The 24,729-nt window shown below is 64.2% G+C and carries 27 protein-coding genes and 1 pseudogene; 9 read left to right on the forward strand and 19 right to left on the reverse strand.

All coding sequences use genetic code 11. From position 1 onward, the window contains the following. Positions 1–59: 59 nt before the first annotated feature. Positions 60–323, reverse strand: coding sequence for a hypothetical protein (locus tag NKI19_RS05550; RefSeq protein ID WP_352490059.1), 264 nt, complete (start codon positions 321–323; stop codon positions 60–62). Positions 324–594: 271 nt separating this feature from the next. On the opposite strand from NKI19_RS05550, the gene NKI19_RS05555 reads away from it, so the two are divergent. Continuing rightward, positions 595–873: a DUF2285 domain-containing protein gene (locus NKI19_RS05555; protein WP_352490061.1), complete on the forward strand. Its 279-nt coding sequence runs from the start codon at positions 595–597 to the stop codon at positions 871–873. A gap of 243 nt (positions 874–1,116) precedes the next feature. On the opposite strand, the gene NKI19_RS05560 is transcribed toward NKI19_RS05555, so the two are convergent. From NKI19_RS05560 to NKI19_RS05570, 3 genes and pseudogenes are all read right to left on the reverse strand, one after another. Beyond that, on the reverse strand, positions 1,117–3,084 hold the full coding sequence (locus NKI19_RS05560) for an acyltransferase family protein (RefSeq protein ID WP_352564204.1): 1,968 nt from the start codon (positions 3,082–3,084) through the stop codon (positions 1,117–1,119). A gap of 200 nt (positions 3,085–3,284) precedes the next feature. Beyond that, positions 3,285–3,505, reverse strand: a pseudogene (locus NKI19_RS05565) (alkylphosphonate utilization protein). Between the two features lie 276 nt (positions 3,506–3,781). After that, positions 3,782–4,069 (reverse strand): hypothetical protein, encoded by a 288-nt coding sequence (locus NKI19_RS05570; protein ID WP_352490065.1) that lies wholly within the window; start codon positions 4,067–4,069, stop codon positions 3,782–3,784. 232 nt (positions 4,070–4,301) lie between these two features. Here NKI19_RS05570 and NKI19_RS05575 point away from each other — a divergent pair, with 232 nt between their 5' ends. Beyond that, positions 4,302–6,326, forward strand: a complete 2,025-nt coding sequence (locus NKI19_RS05575) for an AI-2E family transporter (protein WP_352709854.1) — start codon at positions 4,302–4,304, stop codon at positions 6,324–6,326. Between the two features lie 132 nt (positions 6,327–6,458). Here NKI19_RS05575 and NKI19_RS05580 read toward each other — a convergent pair whose 3' ends face one another. The 9 genes from NKI19_RS05580 to NKI19_RS05620 form a co-directional block, all read right to left on the reverse strand. Further along, positions 6,459–7,394: a phosphatidate cytidylyltransferase gene (locus NKI19_RS05580; protein WP_352490113.1), complete on the reverse strand. Its 936-nt coding sequence runs from the start codon at positions 7,392–7,394 to the stop codon at positions 6,459–6,461. Positions 7,395–7,415: 21 nt separating this feature from the next. Next, a complete protein-coding gene (locus NKI19_RS05585) occupies positions 7,416–8,078 on the reverse strand; it encodes a lysophospholipid acyltransferase family protein (protein WP_352564206.1) in 663 nt (220 codons plus the stop codon). Between the two features lie 8 nt (positions 8,079–8,086). Continuing rightward, positions 8,087–8,503, reverse strand: coding sequence for a hypothetical protein (locus NKI19_RS05590; protein ID WP_352490069.1), 417 nt, complete (start codon positions 8,501–8,503; stop codon positions 8,087–8,089). After that, positions 8,500–9,843 (reverse strand): phosphatase PAP2/dual specificity phosphatase family protein, encoded by a 1,344-nt coding sequence (locus NKI19_RS05595; protein WP_352490071.1) that lies wholly within the window; start codon positions 9,841–9,843, stop codon positions 8,500–8,502. The genes NKI19_RS05590 and NKI19_RS05595 overlap by 4 nt, the downstream gene beginning before the upstream one ends. Before the next feature lie 2 nt (positions 9,844–9,845). After that, positions 9,846–11,633, reverse strand: coding sequence for a bifunctional alpha/beta hydrolase/class I SAM-dependent methyltransferase (locus NKI19_RS05600; RefSeq protein ID WP_352490073.1), 1,788 nt, complete (start codon positions 11,631–11,633; stop codon positions 9,846–9,848). Positions 11,634–11,659: 26 nt separating this feature from the next. Further along, entirely contained in the window at positions 11,660–12,262 is a 603-nt protein-coding gene (locus NKI19_RS05605) for a CDP-alcohol phosphatidyltransferase family protein (protein WP_352490075.1), read from the reverse strand. Between the two features lie 109 nt (positions 12,263–12,371). After that, on the reverse strand, positions 12,372–12,695 hold the full coding sequence (locus tag NKI19_RS05610) for a hypothetical protein (RefSeq protein ID WP_352490076.1): 324 nt from the start codon (positions 12,693–12,695) through the stop codon (positions 12,372–12,374). 64 nt (positions 12,696–12,759) lie between these two features. Next, positions 12,760–13,281 carry an Hsp20/alpha crystallin family protein gene (locus NKI19_RS05615; RefSeq protein WP_352951097.1) on the reverse strand — a complete coding sequence of 174 codons (522 nt, stop codon included), beginning with the start codon at positions 13,279–13,281 and terminating at the stop codon, positions 12,760–12,762. Between the two features lie 29 nt (positions 13,282–13,310). After that, the gene (locus NKI19_RS05620; RefSeq protein ID WP_352490079.1) at positions 13,311–13,778 is read right to left on the reverse strand and encodes an Hsp20 family protein; all 468 of its coding nucleotides are present in this window, start codon (positions 13,776–13,778) and stop codon (positions 13,311–13,313) included. A gap of 351 nt (positions 13,779–14,129) precedes the next feature. Between NKI19_RS05620 and NKI19_RS05625 the strand changes: the two genes are divergently transcribed. Next, on the forward strand, positions 14,130–14,342 hold the full coding sequence (locus tag NKI19_RS05625; RefSeq protein ID WP_352490081.1) for a hypothetical protein: 213 nt from the start codon (positions 14,130–14,132) through the stop codon (positions 14,340–14,342). 157 nt (positions 14,343–14,499) lie between these two features. After that, entirely contained in the window at positions 14,500–14,769 is a 270-nt protein-coding gene (locus NKI19_RS05630; protein ID WP_352490083.1) for a DUF982 domain-containing protein, read from the forward strand. Between the two features lie 108 nt (positions 14,770–14,877). On the opposite strand, the gene NKI19_RS05635 is transcribed toward NKI19_RS05630, so the two are convergent. Further along, entirely contained in the window at positions 14,878–15,147 is a 270-nt protein-coding gene (locus tag NKI19_RS05635) for an usg protein (protein WP_023718102.1), read from the reverse strand. A gap of 363 nt (positions 15,148–15,510) precedes the next feature. Here NKI19_RS05635 and NKI19_RS05640 point away from each other — a divergent pair, with 363 nt between their 5' ends. The 4 genes from NKI19_RS05640 (at position 15,511) to NKI19_RS05655 (ending at position 18,463) form a co-directional block, all read left to right on the forward strand. Further along, on the forward strand, positions 15,511–15,825 hold the full coding sequence (locus NKI19_RS05640) for a co-chaperone GroES (RefSeq protein ID WP_023718103.1): 315 nt from the start codon (positions 15,511–15,513) through the stop codon (positions 15,823–15,825). Between the two features lie 58 nt (positions 15,826–15,883). After that, positions 15,884–17,515, forward strand: coding sequence for a chaperonin GroEL (gene groL, locus NKI19_RS05645; protein WP_352564210.1), 1,632 nt, complete (start codon positions 15,884–15,886; stop codon positions 17,513–17,515). Positions 17,516–17,618: 103 nt separating this feature from the next. After that, positions 17,619–17,834, forward strand: coding sequence for a hypothetical protein (locus NKI19_RS05650; protein ID WP_352564212.1), 216 nt, complete (start codon positions 17,619–17,621; stop codon positions 17,832–17,834). Continuing rightward, complete coding sequence (locus tag NKI19_RS05655) at positions 17,831–18,463, forward strand: DUF982 domain-containing protein (protein WP_352564214.1); 633 nt, start codon at positions 17,831–17,833, stop codon at positions 18,461–18,463. The genes NKI19_RS05650 and NKI19_RS05655 overlap by 4 nt, the downstream gene beginning before the upstream one ends. Positions 18,464–18,665: 202 nt before the next feature. Here the strand turns inward: NKI19_RS05655 and NKI19_RS05660 are convergent, their stop codons facing one another. The 5 genes from NKI19_RS05660 to NKI19_RS05680 form a co-directional block, all read right to left on the reverse strand. Continuing rightward, a complete protein-coding gene (locus NKI19_RS05660; protein WP_352564216.1) occupies positions 18,666–19,145 on the reverse strand; it encodes a GNAT family N-acetyltransferase in 480 nt (159 codons plus the stop codon). 115 nt (positions 19,146–19,260) lie between these two features. Next, a complete protein-coding gene (locus tag NKI19_RS05665; RefSeq protein ID WP_352564218.1) occupies positions 19,261–20,277 on the reverse strand; it encodes an ABC transporter permease in 1,017 nt (338 codons plus the stop codon). Next, positions 20,274–21,845, reverse strand: coding sequence for a sugar ABC transporter ATP-binding protein (locus NKI19_RS05670; protein WP_352564220.1), 1,572 nt, complete (start codon positions 21,843–21,845; stop codon positions 20,274–20,276). The genes NKI19_RS05665 and NKI19_RS05670 overlap by 4 nt, the downstream gene beginning before the upstream one ends. A 216-nt stretch (positions 21,846–22,061) precedes the next feature. Further along, entirely contained in the window at positions 22,062–23,012 is a 951-nt protein-coding gene (locus tag NKI19_RS05675) for a substrate-binding domain-containing protein (RefSeq protein ID WP_352564525.1), read from the reverse strand. A gap of 229 nt (positions 23,013–23,241) precedes the next feature. Then, positions 23,242–24,249 carry an aldo/keto reductase gene (locus NKI19_RS05680; RefSeq protein ID WP_352564222.1) on the reverse strand — a complete coding sequence of 336 codons (1,008 nt, stop codon included), beginning with the start codon at positions 24,247–24,249 and terminating at the stop codon, positions 23,242–23,244. Positions 24,250–24,435: 186 nt separating this feature from the next. Here NKI19_RS05680 and NKI19_RS05685 point away from each other — a divergent pair, with 186 nt between their 5' ends. Beyond that, positions 24,436–24,660, forward strand: coding sequence for a hypothetical protein (locus NKI19_RS05685; RefSeq protein WP_023675682.1), 225 nt, complete (start codon positions 24,436–24,438; stop codon positions 24,658–24,660). Positions 24,661–24,729 lie beyond the last annotated feature (69 nt).

A 24,729-nucleotide genomic window follows, 5' to 3' on the forward strand; every position in this document is an offset into this window, starting at 1 on the left:
CGCTCCTCTCATCAAACAGCGGCAATCGCGCGTCAGTCCCGTCTTTTGCCGACGTCTGCCTAAAGAACATGGCCCAATTCCAGCAAAACGAAGGCGGTCGCACCCAGCACAGCGAGGGCGTAGGCCGCATAAAGAACAAGCAGCATCACCTCAAAGTCCCGGACGAAGCTTGCGGCAATCCTGGTCTCCTTGGGCTCCGCTTTCTCGACGCGGTCGGCTTCCAGCTGCTCCGTTGCCACGACGAGGCAGACGATCCTGTCGTTGTCGGCCGCCTGTAATATCCGTTCGGTCAAATCGACGGCAATCACCGGGTCGTCGGCCAACTGATCCCGCGGTAGCCGGCTTTCAGTGACGGTCTGGATTTCACGCTTTCTCACGCACGCATAATTGCGTCGACTAAATTAGGTTCCACTAAAATACATAGATTGCCTCGGACCCGATCGCCATGGGTGAGGCGTGAGCCCAGCTGGGCGGGGAACCCCCGCCCGAGGCCCGCATTTGTCGGCTGTCGAGGCGAATCTCGATCCGCATCCTCCGATCAAAGGGCGCGGGCTTCTTCATAGGCTGCTACGATGTGCCAGTGGGTAGATCGCAATGCTAAAGCTGCCAAACCTTCATATCGCGAACGCAGCGCCGACGTCTTCGGTACTGACCGGTTATGACGAAGATCGCATGCTTACTTATATCCGGCTGCTCGACGCTTCGGCGGAAGGAACCGATTGGCGCGAGGTCGCCCGCATCGTTCTGCATATGGATCCGGAGCGGGAGCCGGAGAGGGCTTTCCGGGCGTGGGCGACACATCTGGCGCGTGCACGATGGATGACCAGGAAGCGGAACGAACTGCGCCAATTGCATGATGAGTGGTGGGGATGAGCACCGTCTAAACGGAACTGCCGTCCCGGTCTGGCCGTTGAGGGAGAAGGCCAACATGGAAAAGCGACCAATGACTTCTTGGCCAGCCAATACTTTCGAGCTGTGCTGCCTTCTTGCAGTTCCGCTGTCGCTGATCCTTACGGTCTTCCTGGCTGGTCTTATCCTTAGCTGACGCCCGAGCTGACGCCCGGGATGGTTGCTTGCCGGGGGCCGGTGGGTCGGATCCGACAAGATCCGGAACTGTTACTTTACTGCCGCCATCACATCCGAAAACAGCGCCCGCTCCACTGCCGGCTCCAGCGTTTCGGCGAAGGGCGTCGCCAGGTGGTGGCGGTCGCGGAAGGCGAGTTTGCCGTCGATGAAGACATGGCAGGTGGTCTGGTCGCAAAAGCGGTCGGTCATGTCGATGTAAGCAGCGTTCGGTGTCGAGCGCACGATATCGCGCTCGACGGTGGCGATGTCGTCGTTTGCCGCCATGATCCTCGGCGTGTCGCATGTCGCGGGCGTCTGGCCCCGCCACAGCGCCCGCGCCACGCATTTGTCGGCGTAGCTTGCATTGTAGGGAACGTCCCTGATGACCGCGACCTTGATGCCGGCCTGGCTGAAGGCTTGAAGCGTCCAGGCGAGACCCGTCCGCCACTGCGCTTGCCAATCGGCGTGCTTCAACTCCTCGGGCGATTCCTTCATCACATTGCCGATCGAGAATTCCGAGATCACCACCAGTTGCGGGTGGAGCGCGATGATGTCCTTGACCGACTGCTCGCGCCATTGATCGCATTCGGTGTAGTCGCGCTTCAGCCGCCAGTTCCAGGTCGTCACCCGCGAAGCCCGGCAGGAGGATTTGAGAAAGGTGACGACGCGAAAATTGTTCTTCTCGGCCGCCTTGATCAGCGGCGTCGACCAATGGTCGGCATGCGAGTCGCCGAACAGCACGACCGAGCGCTGGGCATCCTTGCGGCCGAACATGCAGGGTTTTGGCTTGACGGTCTCGAAATCGAGCACGCAGCCGCCATTGGTCGCGCGCACGGTGGAGAGTTGGGCGGCACTGTCGGCGATGACGTGCTGTTCGGGGCTGAGATTGTGCTCGGCAAAGCGCGCATTGCCATAGGCTGCGACCACGCCAGCGCCAGTCAGCGCGACGGCGGGCACCAGCGCCCGCGCTGCTCCGGCCATCAGCCAGCCGTTGCGGCGGATCGGGTTCTCGATGAAATGATAGGTGAACATCGATAGAACCAGCGTCAGTGCCGCGCAGGCAAAGCGGCCGAGGATGGACAGGCTGGGAACCACCATCGCCGCATAGACAATGACCGGCCAGTGCCAGAGATAGAGCGAATAGGACAGCCGGCCCAACCATTGCATGGGGGCCAGCGCCAGCACGGCGCTCGGCAGATTGCGGCAGCCGCTGCCGCTGAGCAGCAGCAGCACTGTGCCGGCGACAGGCGCCAGCGCATTCACCCCGGGAAACGGCGAATCTTCGTCCAGCATCAGATAGGCCCAGGCGATCAGTGCCAGACCGAGGCATGCCTGGAGAGTGGCCAGTAATGGCCGGTCGCGCCAGATCTTTGCCGGCGCCATGGTCGCGAGGCCGCCGGCGGCGAATTCCCAGGCCCTGAGCGGCGAGAAATAGAAGGCCCAGGGCTGCGACACTTCCGTCAGCCAGGCGCAGGCGGCGAAGGAGGCCGCGCCGGCGACGCCGATGACGATGATAGCAGTGCGCTTGCCGGGGCGCAGCCATGCGGCGGCAAGCAGCAGCGCCGGCCATGCCAAATAGAACTGTTCCTCGACCGAGAGCGACCAGAAGTGGATGAACGGGTTGTTGGTGGCGTCGGCGGCGAAATAGTCGAACGACCAGCGGATCAGCCAGAGGTTGATCATGTAGGCGGAGGCGAACATGGCGCCTTTCGAATAGAGCGCCTGTTCCTCCGGCGACAGGATGAAGTAACCCGCGAACAGCGTGGCGAGGATGACGAACAGTGCCGCCGGCAACAGGCGCCGGGCGCGCCGGGCATAGAAACGCCAGAGGTTCAGCCGCCCGGTCTCGGTGATTTCCGTAACCAGGTGGCGGGTGATCAGATAGCCCGAGATGACGAAGAAGATGTCGACGCCGGCAAAGCCGCCGGGTAGGCCGGAGAGACCAAAATGGAAGGCGATGACACCCGCCACCGCCAGTGCGCGCAGCCCTTCGATGTCAGGCCGAAATGATGCCGACACAATCACCTCATGCAAGGAATACCCACCTCGCAAAGGCTCGACCCGATGCGCCGATATTGCAATGCAACAAATCTAACGCAGTGCAACATAGGGGGAGGGCGCAGCTCCTCCAGCTCCTCGCGCGGGGGCGATTCACTCACATGAGCGATTCAGTCATGAGGGCGATTGATATGGAAGCGAAGGGCAAGGTGCCGAGGCGATCACGCCTTTTTCAAAAACTCGGTCTTCAGCACCAGGCCCTTCACCTGCTTGGTGCTGCATTCGATCTCGCCGGGATGCCGGTGAGGCGAATATTCTTGACCAGCGTGCCGCGCTTGATCGTCTCCGACGTGCCTTTGACCTTGAGATCCTTGATCAGGGTCACGGAGTCGCCCTCGTGCAGCGCCGTGCCATTGCTGTCTCGCACTATCGCGTCGGTCATGTCGGGTCTTTCGTGGAGCTCCGGTGCGGAGGTGGTTGGCCTATCCCACGGCTGCCGGCGAGGTCAAGCGTGCTGGGGTCGAGCCCACTGGGTCAAGCGTGCCGGCAGCCAAACGTGCCCGGCCGGCAATGCTATGCGGACGGCTTTTATTACGCGGGTATTCCGGCACGAGTTCGAATAGCTGAGCGCCCGCCGGTGCAGACAGGAAGGTCGCACAATGGTGGAGCTGCCCGCCCTTTCGCTTGGTCCGTATTGCAATCGGCAAAAAGCCGGCGGTCACTTGTTGAGCTGCATGGCCATCTTGCAGAAGTCGGCATGCGTCTTGGCAATGCCTGCGTCGCTGCATTCCTTCAACATCATGGCCCGGTCGCTTGTGGACATGGCCATCCATGCCGCCTTGAATTCGGCTTCCGACTTCATGCTCTTCATGCCGGCGTCGGTGAAGAAGGGCGTCATTTTCTGCGGATCGTCGAGCGCCGAAGTGCCAGTGGCACCGGCGGCAAGCGCTGCGCCGGTCATCATCGAAAGCGCCATCGCGCCCATGCAAAGCATCTTGATGTTCATGATCATTCCTCCTGAGCTGCTGCTTTGAGGTTGTCCATCAGCGATCTACGAAGGAACGGCGTTTTGACCCAAAAGTTCCACGTTCTGGCGCAGGCATGGAACAGGATTGCCCGTGACGCCATTAATGCAGAAAATTCTACCATGACTGAATTTGCGGCGCTGCCGACCAGGGCAATCGGCGTCCAGCTGGGTGAGACGCTACGAGTTGCACGCCGGCTCAATATGCCCGATCATGGCGACGGCGGGGCGGAGGTATCAAGTGGCGGCAAATCGTCGAGACGGCGCGCACCTGTCGGAGCCCCGGCGGGCGGGCATTGTTTCCGCGGCCAGGGCGCTTCCGCGCACATCCTTGCCCAGCGTAGCGTCGGTCGTGACGGCCGTCGCGGCGCTCTATTTCGGGCGCGAGGTCTTTCTGCCGATCGCAATCGCGCTGCTGCTTACCTTTGCGCTCGTACCCATGGTTTCGGTACTCAAGCGAGCCGGCATTCCGCGTCTTCCTGCCGTAATCGCCAGCGTGCTCGGCGCATTCACGGTGCTGGCACTGTTCTCCTTCATCGTCGCCACGCAGGTCAGTGAACTGGCGCAGAACATTCCGCTTTACCAGGCGAATATCCTGACCAAGGTCCGGTCGCTCAAGGAAACCGGCGTCGGCGGCGGCATCGTTTCCAGATTGAGCCGGGTGATCGAACGCGTCGGCCAGGAGCTCGACAGACCCGAGCCCGCACAACCCGCCGCCGATCAGCCTCCGCGGGAACCGATCCCGGTCGAAATCGTCGCGCGCGAACGACCGCTCGAGGTCCTCCAGAATCTGATCGGCCCGCTGCTGAGCCCGCTGGCATCGGCCGGACTGATCGTCGTGGTCGTCATATTCATGCTGCTCGAGCGGGAGGACCTGCGCGATCGCTTCATACGCCTCGTCGGCTACGGCGACCTGCATCGAACCACCGAGGCGCTGCAGGATGCCGGCAAGCGCGTCGGCCGCTATCTGCTCATGCAATTGGTCGTGAACATCGTCTATGCCGTCCCGATTGCAATCGGACTTTGGGTGCTGGGCATACCCAATCCATTGCTGTGGGGTTTGCTGGCGCTGGCGCTGCGCTTCGTCCCCTATATCGGCCCGGTCATCGCGACGCTGTTGCCTCTGTTCCTGGCGCTGGCCGTGGCGCCCGGCTGGTCGCTCGTGCTATGGACCGCCGGGCTTTTCGTCGTGGTGGAACTGATCACCGGCAACGTGATCGAACCCTGGCTCTACGGCTCGCGCACCGGGCTGTCGCCATTGGCTATCATCGTTGCGGCGATCTTCTGGACCTGGCTCTGGGGGCCATTGGGCCTGGTTCTGTCGACGCCGCTTACGGTCTGCCTCGTCGTGCTCGGCCGCCATGTGCCGCAGTTCGAATTCCTCGACGTTCTGTTCGGCAACGAACCCGTGCTCGAACCGCACGCCCGGCTTTACCAGCGGCTGCTGGCCGGCGATCCCGAGGAAGCGACGGACCATGCCGAGGAGATGCTGGAGGAAAAATATCTGGTCGAGTTCTACGACGAGGTCGCGATTCCCGCACTTCTGCTCGGCGAGCAGGACCGAGTGCGTGGTGTGTTGAGCGATGAGCAAAGACAGCAGGTCGCGGGCAGCGCGCTGACGATGGTGGCGAACCTCGACGACAGCGCGCAGGAGGAGGCGGAAGCGGACGACACAACCGCGGCCGAGGACAACGGCTCACGCGAGGACAAGCACGTTCAGGGGGAGGTTCAGGGCGAGGACGACACCGAACTGCCGGATGGCACGGGCATGTCGGTGCTGTGCGCCGGAGGCCGCGGCGAACTCGACGACGCGGCTGCCGCCATGCTGGCGCAGGTGCTCGAAGTCCAGGGCGCCACCGTGTTGAGGGCGAGCTTCGCCGAGATGGAACCGGGGAGCATTCGCCGCCTTGAGCTCGACGCCGTCGATACCGTCGTCGCCGGATTTTTGAACCGGGATTCCGTCAAGCACGGGCGGTTCCTGGTCCGTCGGCTGAAGCGCGCCAAACCAAGGTTGCGAGTGGGCATCGTGTTGTGGTCGGAATCCGACAGCGACAACCAGGAGGCAGATGCCAGATTGGCCAATGAGATCAACGCCGATTTCGTCGCACACGGCATGGTCGGCGCGGTGCTCGGTGCGTTGTCCAGCGCTCCGCCGGTGGCGCTGAAGACCACCGCCAAACGCCGCATGCGCCGCCTGGCGCCGGCGCGCAAGAAGGAGCCGCTCGCCGCGGCAAAATGAGCGCGGCCAACGACCGCGGCAGGTGGGGCTATTACCGTTTTCGCGAAAACGGCAATAACGAGACGGATCAGGTGTCTTCGCAAGGGTCGGGCTTAACCGTCCGGACAGTGCCGCAGCAAAGGGGCGAACCCCTCACACAGTCCAGAAATAGCGCACCGTATGAAAGAAGACCGGGGCAGCGAAGACCAGGCTGTCGGCGCGGTCCATCATGCCGCCATGGCCTTCGATCAGATGGCCCCAGTCCTTGACGCCTTGATCGCGCTTGATGGCGGAGGCGACAAGCCCGCCAAGGAACCCCATCAGGCAGGCGATGAAGGCGACGCCGGCTGCCTGCAGCGGCGAAAACGGCGTCAGGAACGACAGCAGCGCGCCGAGCAGGCTCGACGCCGCCAGCCCGCCAACCAGCCCCTCCCAGGTCTTCGACGGCGAGACCGTCGGCGCCAGGAGATGCCGGCCGAACAGCTTGCCGAAGATATATTGCAGCACGTCGCTGCCTTGCACGGTGATGATCAGGAAAGCGATCAGCAACAGGTTGCGGCCTTCGAAGCCTGGCACCTCGAGCGTCAGCAGCGCCGGCACGTGGCTGACGCAGTAGACCGAAATCATGACCGCCCATTGCTGCGCCGAGATGCGCTCGAGAAAGCGCTCGGTGTCGCCGTGCAGCGCGGTGATCGCGGGCATCAGCAGGAAGCAGTAGACCGGGATGAAGATGGTGAACATGCCGTACCAGGTGGTCCATACCAGCCAGTACTGGAACGGGATGACGATGCCGAACATGCCGAGCAGCACCCAGTGGTCGCTGCGCCGGCTGTGCGTCAGCGTCACGAATTCGCGCAGGGCGGCGAAGGAAATCAGCGCGAACAGGATGGTCATGCCGGGGCGGCCGAAGAAGAAGGCAACGGTGATCGCCACCACCATCACCCACCAGGCATTGATGCGCTGGGTCAGGTTGACCAGCGTCGGCGACAACGGCTTCGGCGCCCGCCATGACAAGACGCCCGCGACGACGCTGGCGCTGATCAGTACCGCCAGCAGGCCGACAATCAGAATGAGGGTTTCGTGCATCATCGGCAGCATTTGCCTTGGTCCTCAATCGTCTCGCTGCGGCCGGGGGTTCAGCGCCAGCAGCGTTTCACGGGCGCGGTCAAGAAAGGCGCGGCGTTCCTCACCCGGTTGAATGGCGATCGGCGCGCCGAAGACGACGCGGCAAAGCAGCGGCACCGGCACGAATTGCCCCTTAGGCAGCACCCGCGACATGTTCTCGATCCAGCACGGGATGAGCTCGACATCGGGCCGCGCCATCGACAGGTTGTAGAGGCCGGAGCGAAACGGCAGCAGCGGTTCGTCGGTCATGTTGCGCGTGCCTTCGGGAAACAGGATCAGCGAATGGCCCTGGTCGAGCACCGACAGCATGATCGAGATCGGGTGTTGCGTTTCATCCGTCCACTGCCGGTGGATCAGCACGGACGACAGCATATCCTCGGCAATGAAACGGCGCAGCCGCGTCTTGCCCCAATAATCGGCGGCCGCCACGGCATGGGTACGGGCGCGTTCCTTCTCGCTGAGGCAGGCCGACAGCAGGATGAAATCGCCGTGGCTGGCATGGTTGGCGAAGTAGATGCGCTGCCGGTCCGATGGCTGGCTGCCGTTCCAGATCGGCCGTACGCCGGTGACCACCCAGGCCAGCGCCGACAGGCCGACCGAGGTCACCGTCTGCAGCAGGGTATAGGTGTTGACGCGAAGCTTTGTCATGGACGGGCTCAAAAGAATGCCGCGACGACCGAGGCGGCCGCGAACAGACTGAAGGCGATGCGCTGCCTGGCGAGCAGGCCGCGCGTGCCGGCCATCCGCTGGTCGAGCGAGCGGCCGCCGGCCGCCGTGGGTTTCAGCCGCATGCGCGCCAGCACGTCGTCGATCGCCGCACAGCCGCCTGCCTCGCTGGCGTGGCTGGCCATCAGCCGGAACAGCAGCGCGTCGAACAAAAGCAGGGCCGACAGAATAATTGTGGCTATGGCACCCGCGGCGGCGATCAGCCAGGCCGCTGCGGACAGCGACGCAGCCGCCAGGCCGATGACCGGCGCAGCCAGCAAGGCAGCAGCAATCAACAGCAGCGGCCATGCCACCTGCACCATCAGCCCGGCGGCGAACGCTTCGGCCTTGTCACGATAGGCGGTCATGTCGTCGCATCCACGCCAAGATGCACCGGCCGGCCCGCGGCGGCGAGCTTGCCTCGCGCCTGATCCGGCGTCGCGGCCCGGCCGCTGGCGACCAGCCATTCGGCGACGACGGCGGCGCTGCGCTGGAAGCCGAGCGCACAGCAGACCAGCACCGTGCCCTGGCTCTGCGCCGTCTCGATCGCCGCCACCGCTTGCGCACGCGCCTCGTGAGACGGCGGCAAAAGGTCGACCATGGGCAGGCTCACCCAGCGGATCGAGGCGCCACGCGGCCTTTCCAATTCGCCGGCAAGGTCGACCACCGTGCCGAAGGCGTCAGCCTCGGCGGCGGTCGGAAAACGGCCAAGGCAAACACCGTCGGCGATGACGATCTGGGCCGGAAACTTTCGCGTCCATGCCCAGACATTGGCCTTGGCGGCAACCCGGTAGGGCCACAGCAGAAGTCGGCTGGCCAGCGACACGCGGCCATCGGCTGTTTTCTGGAACACCTTGGCGCCGGCGCCGGCATAGGCGAAAGCGACTATGGCCAGCGCCAGTGCCGGCCACAACAGGATGAGCCACACCGCCGAGACCAATGCCCCGGCAGCGGCGCCGGCCAGCGCAAGGCTTGCGCCAAACGCATAGAACAGCGCCAGCCGCCGCGCGTTCGGATCAGCGCTCAGGCGGAAGCCGGCGAACGGCAGCTCGCCATCGCGCGGAAACAGCCACAGGGCGAAAAGGCCGAGTAGCGCGCCGGTTGGAATGTCGACGAAATGGTGCTGCCACGTCGTCAGCACCGAGGCGCCGATCAGGAAACACCAGACATGCCAGGCGAAGCCGGCGATGCCGGTCAATCTGTGACGCCAATGGTCCCAGATGATGACCAGCAGTGCGATGTGCAGTGACGGCGCCTGATTGAAGGGTTTGTCGAAGCCGCCAAGCACGGCGAACATGAAACCGGGCAGGCCGCTCGTCTGCGGGCGCACGAAGGTCGCCGTCAGCGGAAACAGGATGAAGCAGACGACGGCGACGAGCTGCGCCGTCAGATAGCGGCCGGCGAGGCGGTCGACGCCGCTCTTCGAATTGTTCAACAGCAGCGACAAGCCATAGAACAGGTTGATCGACCAGTAGGGCACGATCGTCCAGGCAAGGAACGGGATGCCGCGCTCCCAGCCGAAGACGATGCTGCCGACGTCGTCGCGCCGCGACGCCAACCAATTGGCGAAGCCGTAGGTGGCGTAGAAGAACGGCGCCAGAAATGCCAGCCACAGCGCGGCGCGCAGGACTATCCCGGGATACGGCTCGCGCGGCAAGGCCGGAAGGGCAGGGGCATTGCCAGGCAAGGCAGAGGCAGGCAAGTTCATGCTCAGACGCGCCGCGCGACCGAAACGGTGAAGATGCCCCACTGGTCGATGCGCTGGTCGAGTTTCTCGAAGCCGGCGGCCGCCACCAGCTGGTCCATCTCGGCCTGCGTGCGGCGGCGCATCACCCAGGCCTGGCCGCCGCGATGCGAGGTCAGGCTGCGCGCGATCATCTCGAGCTGCGGATGCCAGGGCTGGTTGGTGTAGACGAGCAGGCTTCCGGGCTGCATCGCGCTGGCCAGTCCACCGAGCGAGCGGCCGATCATGGCATTGTCGGAAAACAATTCGTAGAGCCCTGAGACGATGGCGAGATCCGGCGCCGGGTCGAGCCCGACCAGCATCGTGGCGTCGAAGGCGTCACCTTGATGGAACGAAACGGTCGCCGGCAGCCTGCGCTCGGCGATCAGCTTGCGGCCGAGCGAGACGTTGAGCTCGGAGAAATCCTGCAGCCGAACGCTTGCCGGTGGCTCGGCGCATTTCTGCACGGCATCGAGCACGTAGCGGCCATGGCCGGCTGCGATATCGACGATATGGACCGGCCGGCCGGCGGCCTTGAGCGAGGAGGCGGCGCTGCCGATCAGCTCTTCCAGATGCAGCTTGCGCTGGCGGATGCCGCGCCAGCCGATGGCGTCGAGAAAGGTGCGGTCGATCATGCGACCGATGGGGCTGATGCCGCGCGCCTCGTTCTCGTAGACATAGTCGAGCGTCGAGCCGGAATCGAAGCCGGTGGCAATCCCTGTCTTCATGCCGGACGACAGCCAGGCGCCCATGCGGATCGAGGCGCGGCTCATTGCCCAGTAGAGGCCCCTGGGCGACAGCAGCGGCAGCGGTGAGGCCAGCCGGTCGGCCTCGTCGCGTGTGTAGCCGGCGCGATCGGCCTCGATCAGGTCGACCGGCTTTTCCGGCGCCGCGAATTGCTTTTCGAGGAAAGGCCTGATCAGGTCGAGTGCCTTGTGGCGGTCGCGCTCGCCCAGCGTGTCGTGGAAGAAGCCGGGCAAAATATGCCGCTCCTTGGCTGGGCTCGCCAGATTGACGAAAAACTCGTGCTGCGGTCCATGCCGGACCACCCAGTCGCTGCCCGAGATCAGAATCTGTGTCGGCACGGTGATGGCGCGGGCGTCGGCGACGATGCGCGCGGCATGGTCGTAGAGCTCGACCAGGATGTTGGAGGCGATCGGCCGGGTGATCAGCGGGTCGGCGTCGAAGGAGGCGATGCGCTCGGGGTCATGTGTCAGGAATTTCGCCTTGACGTAGGAATTGACGAAGAAGCGGCCCTTCAGCTTCTGCCACAATGCAATGCCTTGCTTGGCAAAGGGCACGTAGAGCTTGACCGAGAAGGCCGGCGAGGCCAGCACCAGGGCGCGAATGTCGGGCGCATAATCATGCACCCAGGCGGCGGCAAGCACGGCGCCGAAGGATTGCGCGATCAGCGCGATGTCGCGCCGGGCAAAACCGTCGCTGCCGATCGCGCCCACGAAACAATCGATGTCGCGCACAAGTGCTGCAAACGACGGCGCATAGCCGCGCTCGCCGGCGGAGCGGCCATTGCCGCGCGCGTCCCAGGCATAGAAGGCGTGGTCGGGCATCTGGAGCTCGTCGACCAGATGCGCCATGCGACCGCCATGCTCGTGGCCGCGGTGGAACAGCAGGATGGCGCCCTTGCGGTTTTCCGACAGCGCCGGCCAATAGCGATAGAAGATCTCGGTGCCGTCATGGCTCTTGAAGCTGCGCTCCTGCGCCACTCGCTCGATGTTGACTGGAGCCACTGCGGCAACCGTCTGTTGGTGAAGCATGTTGTTCTCCCTGGCGAGACCGGAATTCAGCTGCCGCTCCCGTTAAGGCCGCTGCGTATCCGGTTGATGGCGGTCGCCAGCGAGAGTGTAGCCATGGCCGGAAACACGAGCGGCGTGAGCGCCGGGACCCACAGGCCGGACGCGATAAGCACGGCGAGGATGCCGAGCGCCAGCGCCCGGTCGCTCTTGCCGAACGGGCCGGCATAGTTGCGCCCGGTTCCTGCGGCGATGCCGAGCACGCCGGCGAACTCCGTGATCATCGCCGCGATCGCAAACGCAACGACGCCCCAGGCAGGAAAAAGGACGGCAAAGGCCAGGATCAAAGCGAGATCGGAGACAACGTCGCAGAGCTCGTTGAGATACATGCCGAGCGTCGAGGCCTGGCCATGTTCCCTTGCGAGCATGCCGTCGATCGCATTCAGCGCCATTCGCGTAAACAGCACGAGCGGCATCAGCAGAAAGACCACGCGGTGGCCGGCAAGGGCTGCCACCACAAAGCCGGTGGCGAGCGAGAGGGCCGCGGCCAGCAGCGTGATCTGGTTGGCGGTGACGCCGGCCCTAGCCAGGCCATCGGCAAGCGGCCGCAGCCTGGCCTGGAAGGCCGGTTTCAGCGCATAAAGCGTCGGCATATGCGAACCCCCCGGCCGCGGTGCAAATGATGTTGGCAAGGATGGTCAATTGGCGCGCAAGACGCAAGGGCGGCGCCCTGCCACTTTTCGACATCCGGTTGTGTCGGCGCTAGCTTTCGCTGTTGCCATTGTCGCCCAGGAACCGTGCGGGCAAGCTTTCTTCGGCCGCCGCCCAGGCGCGACTATGATAACGCCGCAGGACGAGAATGCAGGTCGCGAACAACACGAACGGCCTGCCCATTTGCGCGACGAAGGACAAGGCAATCGTTGCACTCGAGACCGAGGTCAGGAACAGATCGGCTCTCTGGTTCGCTTCCTGAATGGTCGCGGCGCGAGCGTTTTGCAGCACGAAATGCTCGGTAGTCAGGCACTGCCGGGCGTGCTGCGCCTGGTCAGGCGGAACCGGGGCGTCGGGAGAACGGGTCATCGACATTGCCCGCTTCTGCCCGCCGGAGACCGGCAGGGCAGAAGGGGGGGCGTCGTCCTGCTGCGAGCCATCAGGACTTGTCGCTGCCGCCCTTGATGGCGATACGCTTGGCCTTGTCCTGGGCGCGCCCCGTCTTCGGCAGCGTCACGCTGAGCACACCGTTCCGGAACGCGGCATTCACCTTGTCTTCGTCGACTTCGTAGCCGAGCGGGATCCGCCGCTCGAAACGGCCATAGAAACGTTCGGAGAACTGCCTGTCCTTATCCTCGGTCTCTTCGCGTTTCTCGCCGCGCAGCGTCAGCACGCCGTCATCGAGCAGCAGCTCGACATCCTTCTCATCCATGCCGGGGATCTCGGCGGTGACGCGGATTTCCTTTTCGCCATCGGAGATTTCGACACTCGGCCAGCTGGCGCGGGCAGAGGAGAAGCCACCGAGGGACGGCGGCCGCATGTCGAAGCCGCGGAACGCCTCGTCGAACAGGCGGTTCATTTCGCGATGCAGCGTCAGGAAGGGATCGCGATCGCCGTTGCGGAACAGGCTGGGGGCCTGATTGTTCTCCCGGCCCCAGGGAATGAGATCACGAATAGCCATTGCATAGTCTCCTTTCTCGACTGGTGCATTCAGGCAGCCTGCTTGTTTGCTTCGACCTTCGGCCCGGTCTTCGGCGAGGCGACATCGGTCGCGATGGCGATGCGCCGAGGCTTCATCTCCTCGGGCACCTCACGTACCAGATCGATGCTGAGCAGGCCGTTGTCGAGCGAGGCGCCTGCGACCTTGACGTGATCGGCAAGCTCGAAACGGCGGGTAAAGGGCCGTGCGGCGAGGCCACGATGCAGATACTCCGCGTTATCCGGCTCCTTGTGCTGGCCGGAGACAATCAGCAGGTTGGGTTCATGGGTGATTTCGAGGTCGTCCTCGGAAAAGCCGGCGACGGCGATAGTGACGCGGTAGTTATTCTCGCCGCTGCGCGCGATGTCATAGGGCGGCCAGGCGTCGAAAGCCTGCGGAGCATTTTCCAGCAGGTTGAAGACGCGGTCGAAGCCGATGCTCGACCGATAGAGCGGGGAAAAGTCGACTGCGGTTCTCATAGCTACATCCTCCATCGAGCAACATAGATACGAGGGGCGCCAAAGAGCTGGCGCTCCCTGGTTCCGCCGGCCCCATTTCGGCGACCGGTGCCTTCGATCTGGTTATTGTCCGCCGCAAGTCAAGACCCGGTGGCTTTCGCGTTGCCGGTTTTTTCGGGCCGGTTTCCGGTCGGTTCGGCGAGGCTGCCAATCTCCCTTTTTGCGGCGAGATGTCCGGCAGGAGATTGCCTGTTTCCCAGCTGGCCTCAGTCGCCAACGCTGACTTCCCCGGCGGTTATTGTCTGCTGCAGGTCAAGACCCAGATTCTTCTGTTGCCGGGCCCATTCCCGGCACTTGCAGATGGAGCTGACCATGACACGCGACGAGATCATTTCTGTGCTGGGCCCGGTCGACGAAGCCGTGATCGCCGACATTGCGGCGACGGACGGGACGGTCCAGGAATTGCGCGAGGCCCTGGCCTGGATCGCCGCCGACGAGGCTCTGGTGAACGAGGGCCGGCCGCTGCCGACGGCAAGGGTAGCGACGCTGATCGAACTGCTGCAAGGGCCGGACGAGGACGAATAACCGGCTGTAGCCGCGATGCTCTTGAACCGCGCCCCATGCTCTTGAACCGCGTAAAGAGGCGAACCATGTCCTTCAGCGGCGCCGGCCGGCCGCCGGCACCGCCAGCATAGCGTTGCTTGCTCAAACAAGAAGACGATCAGAAAACAAGGAGGAAGTGATGGACGACGTCCGCTTTGCCGAGCCGATCACGTTGAAATTCCAATCCAGCGAGCGCAAGGTCGCCAGCAGTTGGGAAGCCATCGAATGCATGCGCCAGCAGTGGCCGGACCGTGCACGCGGCCGGAGTTGGCGCGCCGCTTATCGGACCTGCCGGGACGCGCTCGACGGTTGGCGTACCGCGCGTGATGCGCGCAAAGCCTTCGTCAGGGCGGCGCGCAAGGCCGGATTGCTCGCAATGCCCCGCAAGCCTGTCGACCACGCCGGCTAGTCCAGACCCCCCTCCGATATTGTGAGGTCCAAAACAAGTGGGGAGAGGCAGCTGCCTTTCCCCGTTTCGGAGACTTTGTCCGCTGTCTAGCGGCAGTTCGGCTGCTCCTCAGTGGACGGTGATAATGCCGTTTACGGCCCGCCATTCGGAAGGCTGGATCAGGTGATGATGGGCGACGCGTACCGAATGCAGCGGGCCTTCGATCTCGCGCTCCCAGAAATCGAGGAAATGCTTCAGCGTCGGGAAATCGGGGGCAATATCGTATTCCTGCCAGATGTAGAGCTGCAGCAGACTCCGATGATCGGGCAGGCGGTAGTGGATCTCCGCCGTGGTGAGGCCAAACCCTTGCATCTGGAGCTGAAAGTCCCTGCTGGTCATGCGATCGTCCTTTCCGTTGAAATCTCGGTCCGTTGAAATCTCAGTCCGCAAAACGCCTCGCCTTCCACATAGGTTCCAGCCGCCACGAGCGGCCCCGGACGGGCGGGATTTTGAAAATATCCTGCCAGAATTTGAGCCGCATGTAGCTGAGAGCAGCTAATGTGCGAACGATTACAGCGTATTGGCACTCTCAGGTACCGAGTGCTAAAATTTTTGCCTGATCCTCTTGAAAGCTGAAAAAAGCGCGACTAGTTCGTATGCGCGCGATGCCTGATGAAGGGTCGCGCACCCCGTGCCGGGCCGATATTACCGGTCCGGTCAGGAGGATTTTCGAAAATTTGTTTGTCCCGAGAGGAGAACGACATGACGTTCCGTCCATTGCACGACCGTATCCTGGTCCGCCGCATCGAGGTCGACGAGAAGACCGCCGGCGGCATCATCATCCCCGACACCGCCAAGGAGAAGCCGCAGGAAGGCGAGGTCATTGCCGCCGGTCCGGGCGCGCGCGACGACAGCGGCCAGTTGCAGCCGCTCGACGTCAAGGTCGGCGACCGCATCCTGTTCGGCAAATGGTCCGGCACCGAGATCAAGCTCAATGGCGAGGATTTGCTCATCATGAAGGAGAGCGACGTGCTGGGCGTTATCGAGGGCGCCGGCGAGATGAAGAGGGCCGCCTGAGCGGGGCCTGAACAAGCATTCCGGTCAACGAAAGCTGCCTATTCGAAGGAGTGATCCAATGGCTGCCAAAGATGTGAAATTTCATACCGAAGCCCGCGAGAAAATGCTGCGCGGCGTCGATATTCTCGCCAATGCGGTGAAGGTAACGCTCGGTCCCAAGGGCCGCAATGTCGTCTTCGATAAGTCGTTCGGTGCGCCGCGCATCACCAAGGACGGCGTGACTGTCGCCAAAGAAATCGAGCTGGAGGACAAGTTCGAGAATATGGGCGCGCAGATGGTGCGCGAGGTCGCCTCGAAGACCAGCGACACCGCAGGCGATGGCACCACGACTGCGACGATTCTTGCTCAGGCCATTGTCAGGGAAGGGGCCAAGGCGGTCGCTGCCGGCATGAACCCTATGGATTTGAAGCGCGGCATCGACAAGGCGGTCGACGCCATCGTCGCCGACCTGAAATCCAATGCCCGCAAGGTGACCAGGAACGACGAAATCGCTCAGGTCGGCGCCATCTCTGCCAATGGTGATGCCGAGATCGGCCGCTTCCTCGCAGAGGCGATGGAAAGGGTTGGTAATGAGGGTGTCATCACTGTCGAGGAAGCCAAGACCGCTGAGACTGAGTTGGAAGTGGTCGAAGGCATGCAGTTCGACCGTGGCTACCTCTCGCCCTATTTCATCACCAACCAGGATAAGATGCGCGTCGAACTCGAAGAACCCTATGTGCTGATCCACGAGAAGAAGCTGTCCAACCTGCAGGCCATGCTTCCTGTGCTCGAAGCCGCCGTGCAATCCGGCAAGCCGCTGTTGATCATCGCCGAGGACGTCGAAGGCGAGGCGCTGGCGACGCTGGTCGTCAACAAATTGCGCGGCGGCCTGAAGGTTGCGGCCGTCAAGGCGCCGGGCTTCGGTGATCGCCGCAAGGCCATGCTCGAAGACATCGCCATCCTGACCGGCGGCACGGCGATCTCGGAAGACCTCGGCATCAAGCTCGAGAACGTCACACTGGAGATGCTCGGCCGCGCCAAGAAGGTGCTGATCGAGAAGGAGAACACCACTGTCGTCGACGGTGCCGGCCGCAAGGATGAAATCCAGGCACGCATCAGTCAGATCAAGGCGCAGATCGAGGAAACCACCTCCGACTACGACCGCGAGAAGCTGCAGGAGCGGTTGGCCAAACTCGCTGGCGGTGTCGCCGTCATCCGCGTCGGCGGCTCGACCGAGATCGAGGTCAAGGAGCGCAAGGATCGCGTCGACGACGCCATGCACGCCACACGCGCGGCGGTCGAGGAGGGTATCCTGCCCGGCGGCGGCGTGGCCCTGCTGAGGGCGGCGAAGGCGCTCGATAACGTCGTCGTCGACAATCCCGATCAGAAGACCGGTGTCGACATCGTGCGTCGCGCCATCGAAGCGCCGGTGCGCCAGATCGCCGAGAACGCCGGTGCGGAAGGTTCGATTATCGTCGGCAAGCTGCGCGAGACGACCGACTTCGGCTATGGCTGGAACGCCCAGACCAACGAGTTCGGCGACCTGTACGGGCAGGGCGTCATCGACCCGGCCAAGGTCGTACGCACGGCCCTGCAGGGTGCCGCCTCTGTTGCCGGCCTGCTGGTGACGACCGAGGCGATGGTGGCCGAGAAGCCGAAGAAGGAAGCTGCCGCGCCGGCGATGCCCGGCGGAGGCGGCATGGACTTCTAAGGCCAGGCTTCCAAGGCGCGACTTCGAAACGGCAGATGGGCCGTGTCCGCCAAAAGCGGGCACGGTCTTGCCGGTCCGGGACTAATGCTGAGCAGGTGTTGCCATGGATATGATGGACAGTTTTGGAAAGATCGCGGCGCCGACCCGCCCGAAGAACGATTTCAACTATGAGACCGATTGCAGGGCAGCGCTGGCGCCTTTGGTCGACGGCTTGCTGGATATGGCCGAGTCGGCCGGCTGGGACCGCCACAAGGCGGCCTACACGCTGATGTTTCTGTCGGCTCAACGCGTGGGAGCCGGCACGGAGGAGCGCATATGATCGCGGCGCGAATGCGCGAATGCCTGCGCCTGCTGCGGTGGTCGGAAAACGATTTCGCCGAAGAGGCGGGGTATCCCATAGCCAAGGCAAAGGCGTGGCTCTACGGGCGCGAACATCCGCCGCTGGGCGTGGCGGCCTGGCTGGAGGCGCTGGTCAAGGTGCATCGGCGGCTGCCGCGGCCGGGCACGCCGCAGGCCGTATTGCATTCACCGATCGACGCCGTCCTGCAGGCGGATCGAAGCGCCCGCGCGGTTGAGTTCCGAAGGGAGCCGATTGAGCCAGGAAAGGAGAGTGTCATGGATCGTGCTCCGTTCGACAAGCCGGTTACCATCCTCACCGGCCTCGGTACGCCGACGAAGATAGAAAGCGCGGCTGAGGCCCATGCGCTTTTGGCTGAGTGGCCGGCGACGAGCCGGACGGCCGCGCATGACATTGCCGCAAAAGCCTGCCGTGCCGCCATGGAAGGAGAGATCGACGCCGAAACCGCGCGCGCCACCGTCGTTGCCTTCGCCCGCCGCAACGACCTGCTTGCGCCGCAGACGAACGGGACGGTTGCCGGCGAGAGCGTTGTCGGCGCGACGGTTGCCGACTGGGCAACGCGCCCGCAGCGCGTCAACGCCCCGGCCTGAGCTGGCGCTGTCGGCAAAGCTGCCAATCTCCCCTCTCGAGGCAAGATGTTCGGCAGGACAGAGCGGGTCGCCGCGCGTGAAACGCCAACCTTCTCTCGCATTGCATCACGCCAGCCGAGGCGATCCCCTCTGTCGCCTGAGGCGTAATCTCCCCTCGAGGGCCCTCGAGGGGGGAGATTACGCGCTCAGCCGCTTTCGCCTGCTAAGCCATCGGCAGCAGCCGGCGCATGATCAGCGAGGCGTGGCCGCCCACGCCGTGTGCAGCCGGCCGGCGCTCGACGACCTCGAAGCCGTGCTTGCGATAGAAGGCGATAGCGCGGTCGTTGCCCTCGATCACCTCCAGGGCGATGCTGGGAATACCCGCATGCGCGGCAAGAACGGCATGCAGCAGGTCAGCGGCAAGGCCGGTGCCGTACTCGCTTTTGTCTATATGGAGCCGCTCGAGCATGACCTCGCCCTTGTCGTCCATCGCGGCCATCGCATAACCGGCGAGCGAGCCGTCAGCCCGCTCGGCGACGAAGGACATCTTGCTGTCGTCCCCGAGCTCGGCCGCCAGCCGCTCCGGCGCGTGCCTCTCGTCCGAAAGCCGTGCCGTGGTCTCGGCACCCAGAATCGGCGAATAGATGTGTCGCCAGGATTGGCCCAGCAGCCGCGACACCGCCGGAATTTCTTGTTCGGTCATGGTCCTTATTTGAGTCATTGGCACCTCGCCTCAGAAACCTGCCCCTTTGAGCGGAGATGTTCGGCAGGACAGAGAGGTGCTTGTCCCGCCGACCTGGATAGGTATGGCACCTGTATCACCGCCTTACCCGCGATTTCAGCCAGCGGTCGAAGGCCACGGCGAGGATGAGGATCAGGCCGATGACGATGCTTTGCGTGTAGGACGAGACGTTGTTGAACTGCAGCCCGTTCTGCAAGACGCCGATCAGTCCTGCACCGACCACCGTGCCGCCGACGCTGCCGATGCCGCCGAATAGCGAGGTGCCGCCGATGACGACCGCCGAGATCACCGTCAGCTCGTAGCCGATGCCGGCGACGGCTTCGGAGGAGTTGAGCCGCGCCGACAAAACGAAGGCGGCAAGGCCGGCGAAGAACCCGACAATGACGTAGACCGAGATCAGGATGCGGTCGACGCGCAGGCCTGAGAGGCGCGCGGCCTCGGCATTGCCGCCGACGGCGTAGACCGCGCGGCCGTAGCGCGTGTAGCGCAGCACGATGTGGCAAAGGATTGCGGCAATCGCGAAGATGATCGCCGGCACCGGAACCGGGCCGATCAGGCCGGTACCGAACCAGCGCATCGAGGCGTCGAAGCCGGAGATCGGGCCGCCATTGGAGATTGTCAAGGTCAGGCCGCGAAACACGGTGAGGCCGCCAAGCGTGACGACGAAGGGCGGAACTTTCAGCCTGGTGATGGCAAAGCCCTGGGCGCCGCCGGCCATGGCGCCGACGACGACGGCGGCGAGAAGGGCGGCGAACCAGCCATAGCCTTGCGTGCCCGTTGTCGACAGCGACAGCGTGTTGGCGGTGCCGCCTTTGGCTACCACCGCCGCGACCATGCCGCAGAAGGCGAGCAGCGAGCCCACCGACAGGTCGATACCGGCGGTCAGGATGACGAAGGTCATGCCGAGCGCGATCAGCCCGGTGATCGAGATCTGGCGCATGATGTTGAACAGGTTGATCGGGTCGATGAAGCTCGGCTTCAGCACGGTGAAAACGATGATCAGCAACGCCAGGAACATCAGTGGGCCGAAGCTCATCAGCAGGCGCGCAATATTGACGCCGCCGCGCTGGCTCCGTTCGGTCGTGCTGGTCATTGCGTTGCTTCCTGCTTCTGGTCGAGCGCCATCAGTTCCATCAGTTTCTCCTCGGTCGCCTCGATGCCGGGCATCTCGCCGGTAATGCGCCCGCGCCGCATGGTCATGATCCTGTCCGACACCGCAAGCACTTCGGGCAGCTCGGACGAGATCATCATGATGGCGATGCCGCGCGCCGCGAGCTCCACCAGGATCTGGTGCACCTCCGCCTTGGCGCCGACATCGACGCCGCGCGTCGGTTCATCGACGATCAGCACCTTGGGGTCGCGCGCCAGCCAGCGGGCAAGGATGACCTTCTGCTGGTTGCCACCGGACAGTCCCTCGATCGCCTGCTCGGGCGAGGCCATGCGGATCGACAGCGTCTTCCTGTAGTTCACCAACGCCTCGCGCTCGCGCCGCTCGGCCATGAAGCCGGCGGCATTGGAGTAGCGGTCGAGCGCGGCTACGGAAAAATTGGTGAGGATGGCGAGGGCCGCGAAGATCGCCTGGTGCTTGCGGTCTTCCGGAACCAGCCCGATGCCGAGCTCGATGGCGTCGGCGGGTGAGGCGGGCGCGATCGGCTTGCCGTCGAGCATGATGGTGCCGGCGGCAATGCGGTCGGCGCCGAAGATGGCGCGGGCGAGCTCGGTGCGGCCGGAGCCGACGAGCCCGGCGACGCCGAGGATTTCGCCCGCCTTGAGGTCGAGATCGACGCCTTCGAGCACGATCGCGTGCGGCGCCTGCGGATCGCGCACCGTGCGCAGGCCGCGCACCGAGAGCCGGACGTCGCCGGCGACATCGCGCTGCGTCGGCCTGGCATAGAGCTCGGAAGCGGCGCGGCCGACCATCTTCTCGATAATCTTCGGCAGTTTGATCGGCCCACCTTCGCGGTCTAGATGGCCGGCCAGCCTGCCGTCGCGCAGCACCGTCATGCGGTCGCAGATCGCCGATGCCTCTTCCAGCCGGTGGGTGACGAACATGATGGCGACGCCGTCCTTGCGCAGCCGGCCCATGATCGACATCAGCCTGTGCACTTCGGTTTCGGTCAGCGCCGAGGTCGGCTCGTCCATGATGATCAAGCGGCTCTTCAGCGACAGCGCACGGGCGATCTCGACCAGCTGCTGCTCGGCCACCGACAGCGCCGACACCGGCGTCGCCGGGTCGAGGTCGAGGCCGACGCGAGCGATGATCGCGCGCGAATCTTCCTCCATCTTCCGCCAGCTGACCAGCCCGAACCGGCCGAGCGGCGCGCGGCCGATGAAGATATTCTCCGCCACGGTCAGCGTCGGGATCAGGCTCAGTTCCTGGTAGATGGTGACGATGCCGTGGCGCTTGGCATCCTGCGGATTGTGCGGGCTGAATTCGACCCCATCGAAGACGATGCGGCCGCTGGACGGCGGCATCACGCCGGACAGGATCTTGAGCAGCGTCGATTTGCCGGCGCCATTCTCGCCGAGCAGGCCGAGTATCTCGCCGGGGCGGACTTCGAGCGAAACGTCGTTCAGCGCGGTGACGCCGGCAAAGCGCTTGGTCACGCCCTCGACGGTGAGCAGGGCGGGAGAGGGTGATGCGGCTTCAGCTGGCGGCAAGGATGGCTCCCTGAGACATTGAACGTTGGCGCTGCCCCTCACCCTTACCCTCTCCCCGTATAGAGACGGGGAGAGGGGGGCGCCAGCGTTGGAGCGCGTCCCTTCTCCCCGTCATTATACGGGGAGAAGGTGCCGGCAGGCGGATGAGGGGCGGCGCCAACTTCGGCGATCGATCTTGCTCGCGCGACTGTGCACCGTCAGCGCTGATCACAAACCTTACTTCGTCTCGCCCAGCCTCTCCGCCTTGTCGAGATTGTCCTTGCCGATGACGATCGGCGTCAAAAGCACCAGCTTTTCCTTCGGCTCGGTCTTGTCCCTGGCGTAGGCGACCGCGATCTGCACCGCGGTGCGCGACTGCTCGCCGGGGAATTGCTCGACCGTGCCGGCCAGCTTGCCGTCGCGCACGGCGACCAGCGCTTCGGGAAGCGCGTCGAAGCCGTAGATCTTGACGTCGGTGAAGTTGCGCGCCGCGCAGGCTTCAACCGCGCCAAGCGCCATGTCGTCATTGGCGCAGATGATCGCGTCGGGCTTGCCGTTGGCGGCAAGGCCGGCCTCGGTGACGGACAGCGCCTCGGCGCGGGCGAAGTTGGCGGTCTGCTCGAAGATGATCTGGTACTTGTCCTTCATCGGATCGAGGACGTTGTGTACACCCTTGTTGCGGTCGATCGCCGGGCCGGCGCCGGGCTGGCCCTGCAGATGGAAGATCTTGGCGCCGTTCGGGAACGCCGCCACCATGGCCTGTGCTTCGGCCTCGCCGCCCTTGACATTGTCGGCGCCGACATGGGCGAGGATGCCTTCGACGCCCTCGACGCGGCGGTCGATGGTGACGACGGGAACGCCGGCCTTCACCGCTTCCTCGATAGCTGGGGCCAGCGCGTTGACGTCGAGCGGCGAGATGACGATGGCGTTGACCTTTTGCACCAGTGCCGCTTCGATATCGGCGGTCTGCTTGGGCGCCGAGTTCTGGCCGTCGCTCTCGATCAGGTTGACGCCTTGCGCCTGGGCTTCCGCCTTGATCTGGTTCAGCATGTGCACGAAGAACGGAAAGCCGAGGCTCGGCACCGAACCAAGAATGGTCAGCTCGTCCTGGGCAATAGCCAATTGCGAAGCGGCCAGCGCCAAGGCGCCCATCGCCGCGGACGACAGCAGGAATTCACGTCTGTTGATCAATTTAGTCTCCTCCCAGATGAGCGCACGACCCCGGAACCGGAATGGGATTTCCGGAAGGTTCCTTGCGTCGATTCAAAAATGGAGTGTCCTTTGAGCGCCCAACTCGTGTTTGAAGGGACGCAACGGCGCTCCAGCCGGTCCACCGCGACGTTCTCCTCCGCTCGATGCCGGCCGGCGGATGCTAGCCAAGGCCGGAGCTTTGCGCAAGAACGGGAGAACGCAAGACCTACCGATCGATCATCACCATGGTGCGCTCGCCGTAGCGCGGACCGGCGACCTTTCCCGGCGCCAGCGCGTCGTCGAGCACCTGCATCTCGGCTGGGTCCAGCCTGATCGAAGCCGCGGCGACGTTCTCCTCGAGGTATTTTCTGCGCTTGGTGCCGGGGATCGGGACGATGTCGATGCCGAAGTCGCTCCCCTTGTGGAGCAGCCAGGCCAGCGCGATCTGACCTGGCTTGACGCGCTTCGCCGCGGCGATGTCGAGTACCGTGGCCGCCGCCTGCATGTTGGCGTCATAGTTGGCGCCCTGGTAGCGCGGATCGCCGCGCCGGTAATCGCCCTCCGCATAGTCTTCGGCGCGCCTGACGTCGCCGGTGAGAAAGCCGCGGCCGAGCGGCGAGAACGGCACCAGGCCGATGCCGAGTTCCTTCAGCAGCGGAATGATTTCCGGCTCCAGATTGCGCTCCCACAGCGAGTATTCGCTCTGCACTGCCGACACCGGATGCAGGGCATGCGCCCGGCGGATGTTGGCGGCGCCGGCTTCAGAGAGGCCGAAGAAGCGGACCTTGCCCTGAGCGATCAGCTCGCCGACAGCGCCCGCCACATCCTCGATCGGCACCGCCGGATCAACACGGTGCTGATAGAGGAGGTCGACGTGGTCGGTGGCGAGCCTCCTCAGCGAACCTTCCAAAGCCTCGCGGATATGTTCGGGCCGGCTGTCGCGCTCGGTGCCGACTTGCTTGCCGTTTTCAATGCGGAAGCCGAATTTCGTCGCGATCGTCACCTCATCGCGCCGGCCCTTCAGCGCGCGGCCGAGCAGTTCCTCGTTGGTGAACGGCCCGTACACTTCCGCGGTGTCGAGGAAGGTGCAGCCGAGTTCGATGGCGCGGTGCAGCGTGGCGGTCGATTCCGCCTCGTCGGCCGGGCCATAGGACTGGCTCATGCCCATGCAGCCGAGACCGATTGCCGAGACTTGCAGCCCCTGGCTGCCGAGTTTGCGCATCGTCAATGTCATGTGAAGTTCTCCGGATCAGCATCGCTTTCCAAGCCGCCAGGTTCAATATAGCGCACCGGCTCGGTTTCCACAGAGCGGGAGGCGCCACCGCGCGAGGGCTCGCAGCGGCCGCCAAATTGACAGCCGACCCGCTCTCGGCCATCCTTAAGGCATGCCGCCTTGCGGCTTTGTGCGTGAGCAACCAGCATGGCCAGTTCCGTCGCCAGTCAGAAATCCAAGCGCGCCGCGGTGCGCAACGCGCTCGACCGCCACAAGGTCTACATCACCGCGCAGCGTTTTTCGGCCGGCAGCTACAGCGCGCGGGTGCTGGTCGACGGCGAGGCCTATTGGGTCGACGAATTCCGGCTCAGCCAGCTGCAGCAGGGCCTGTCGCCGGCCGAGCTCGAATTGACGCCGGCCACCGACGATTGAGCGGCGTGACCTCCCATCCTTCGTCATCCCAGGGCGGAGCAGGAGCGAAGCGACGTCGCGGAGAGCCTG

It is taken from the genome of Mesorhizobium sp. M0751, assembly GCF_040320265.1.
Lineage (GTDB): Bacteria > Pseudomonadota > Alphaproteobacteria > Rhizobiales > Rhizobiaceae > Mesorhizobium.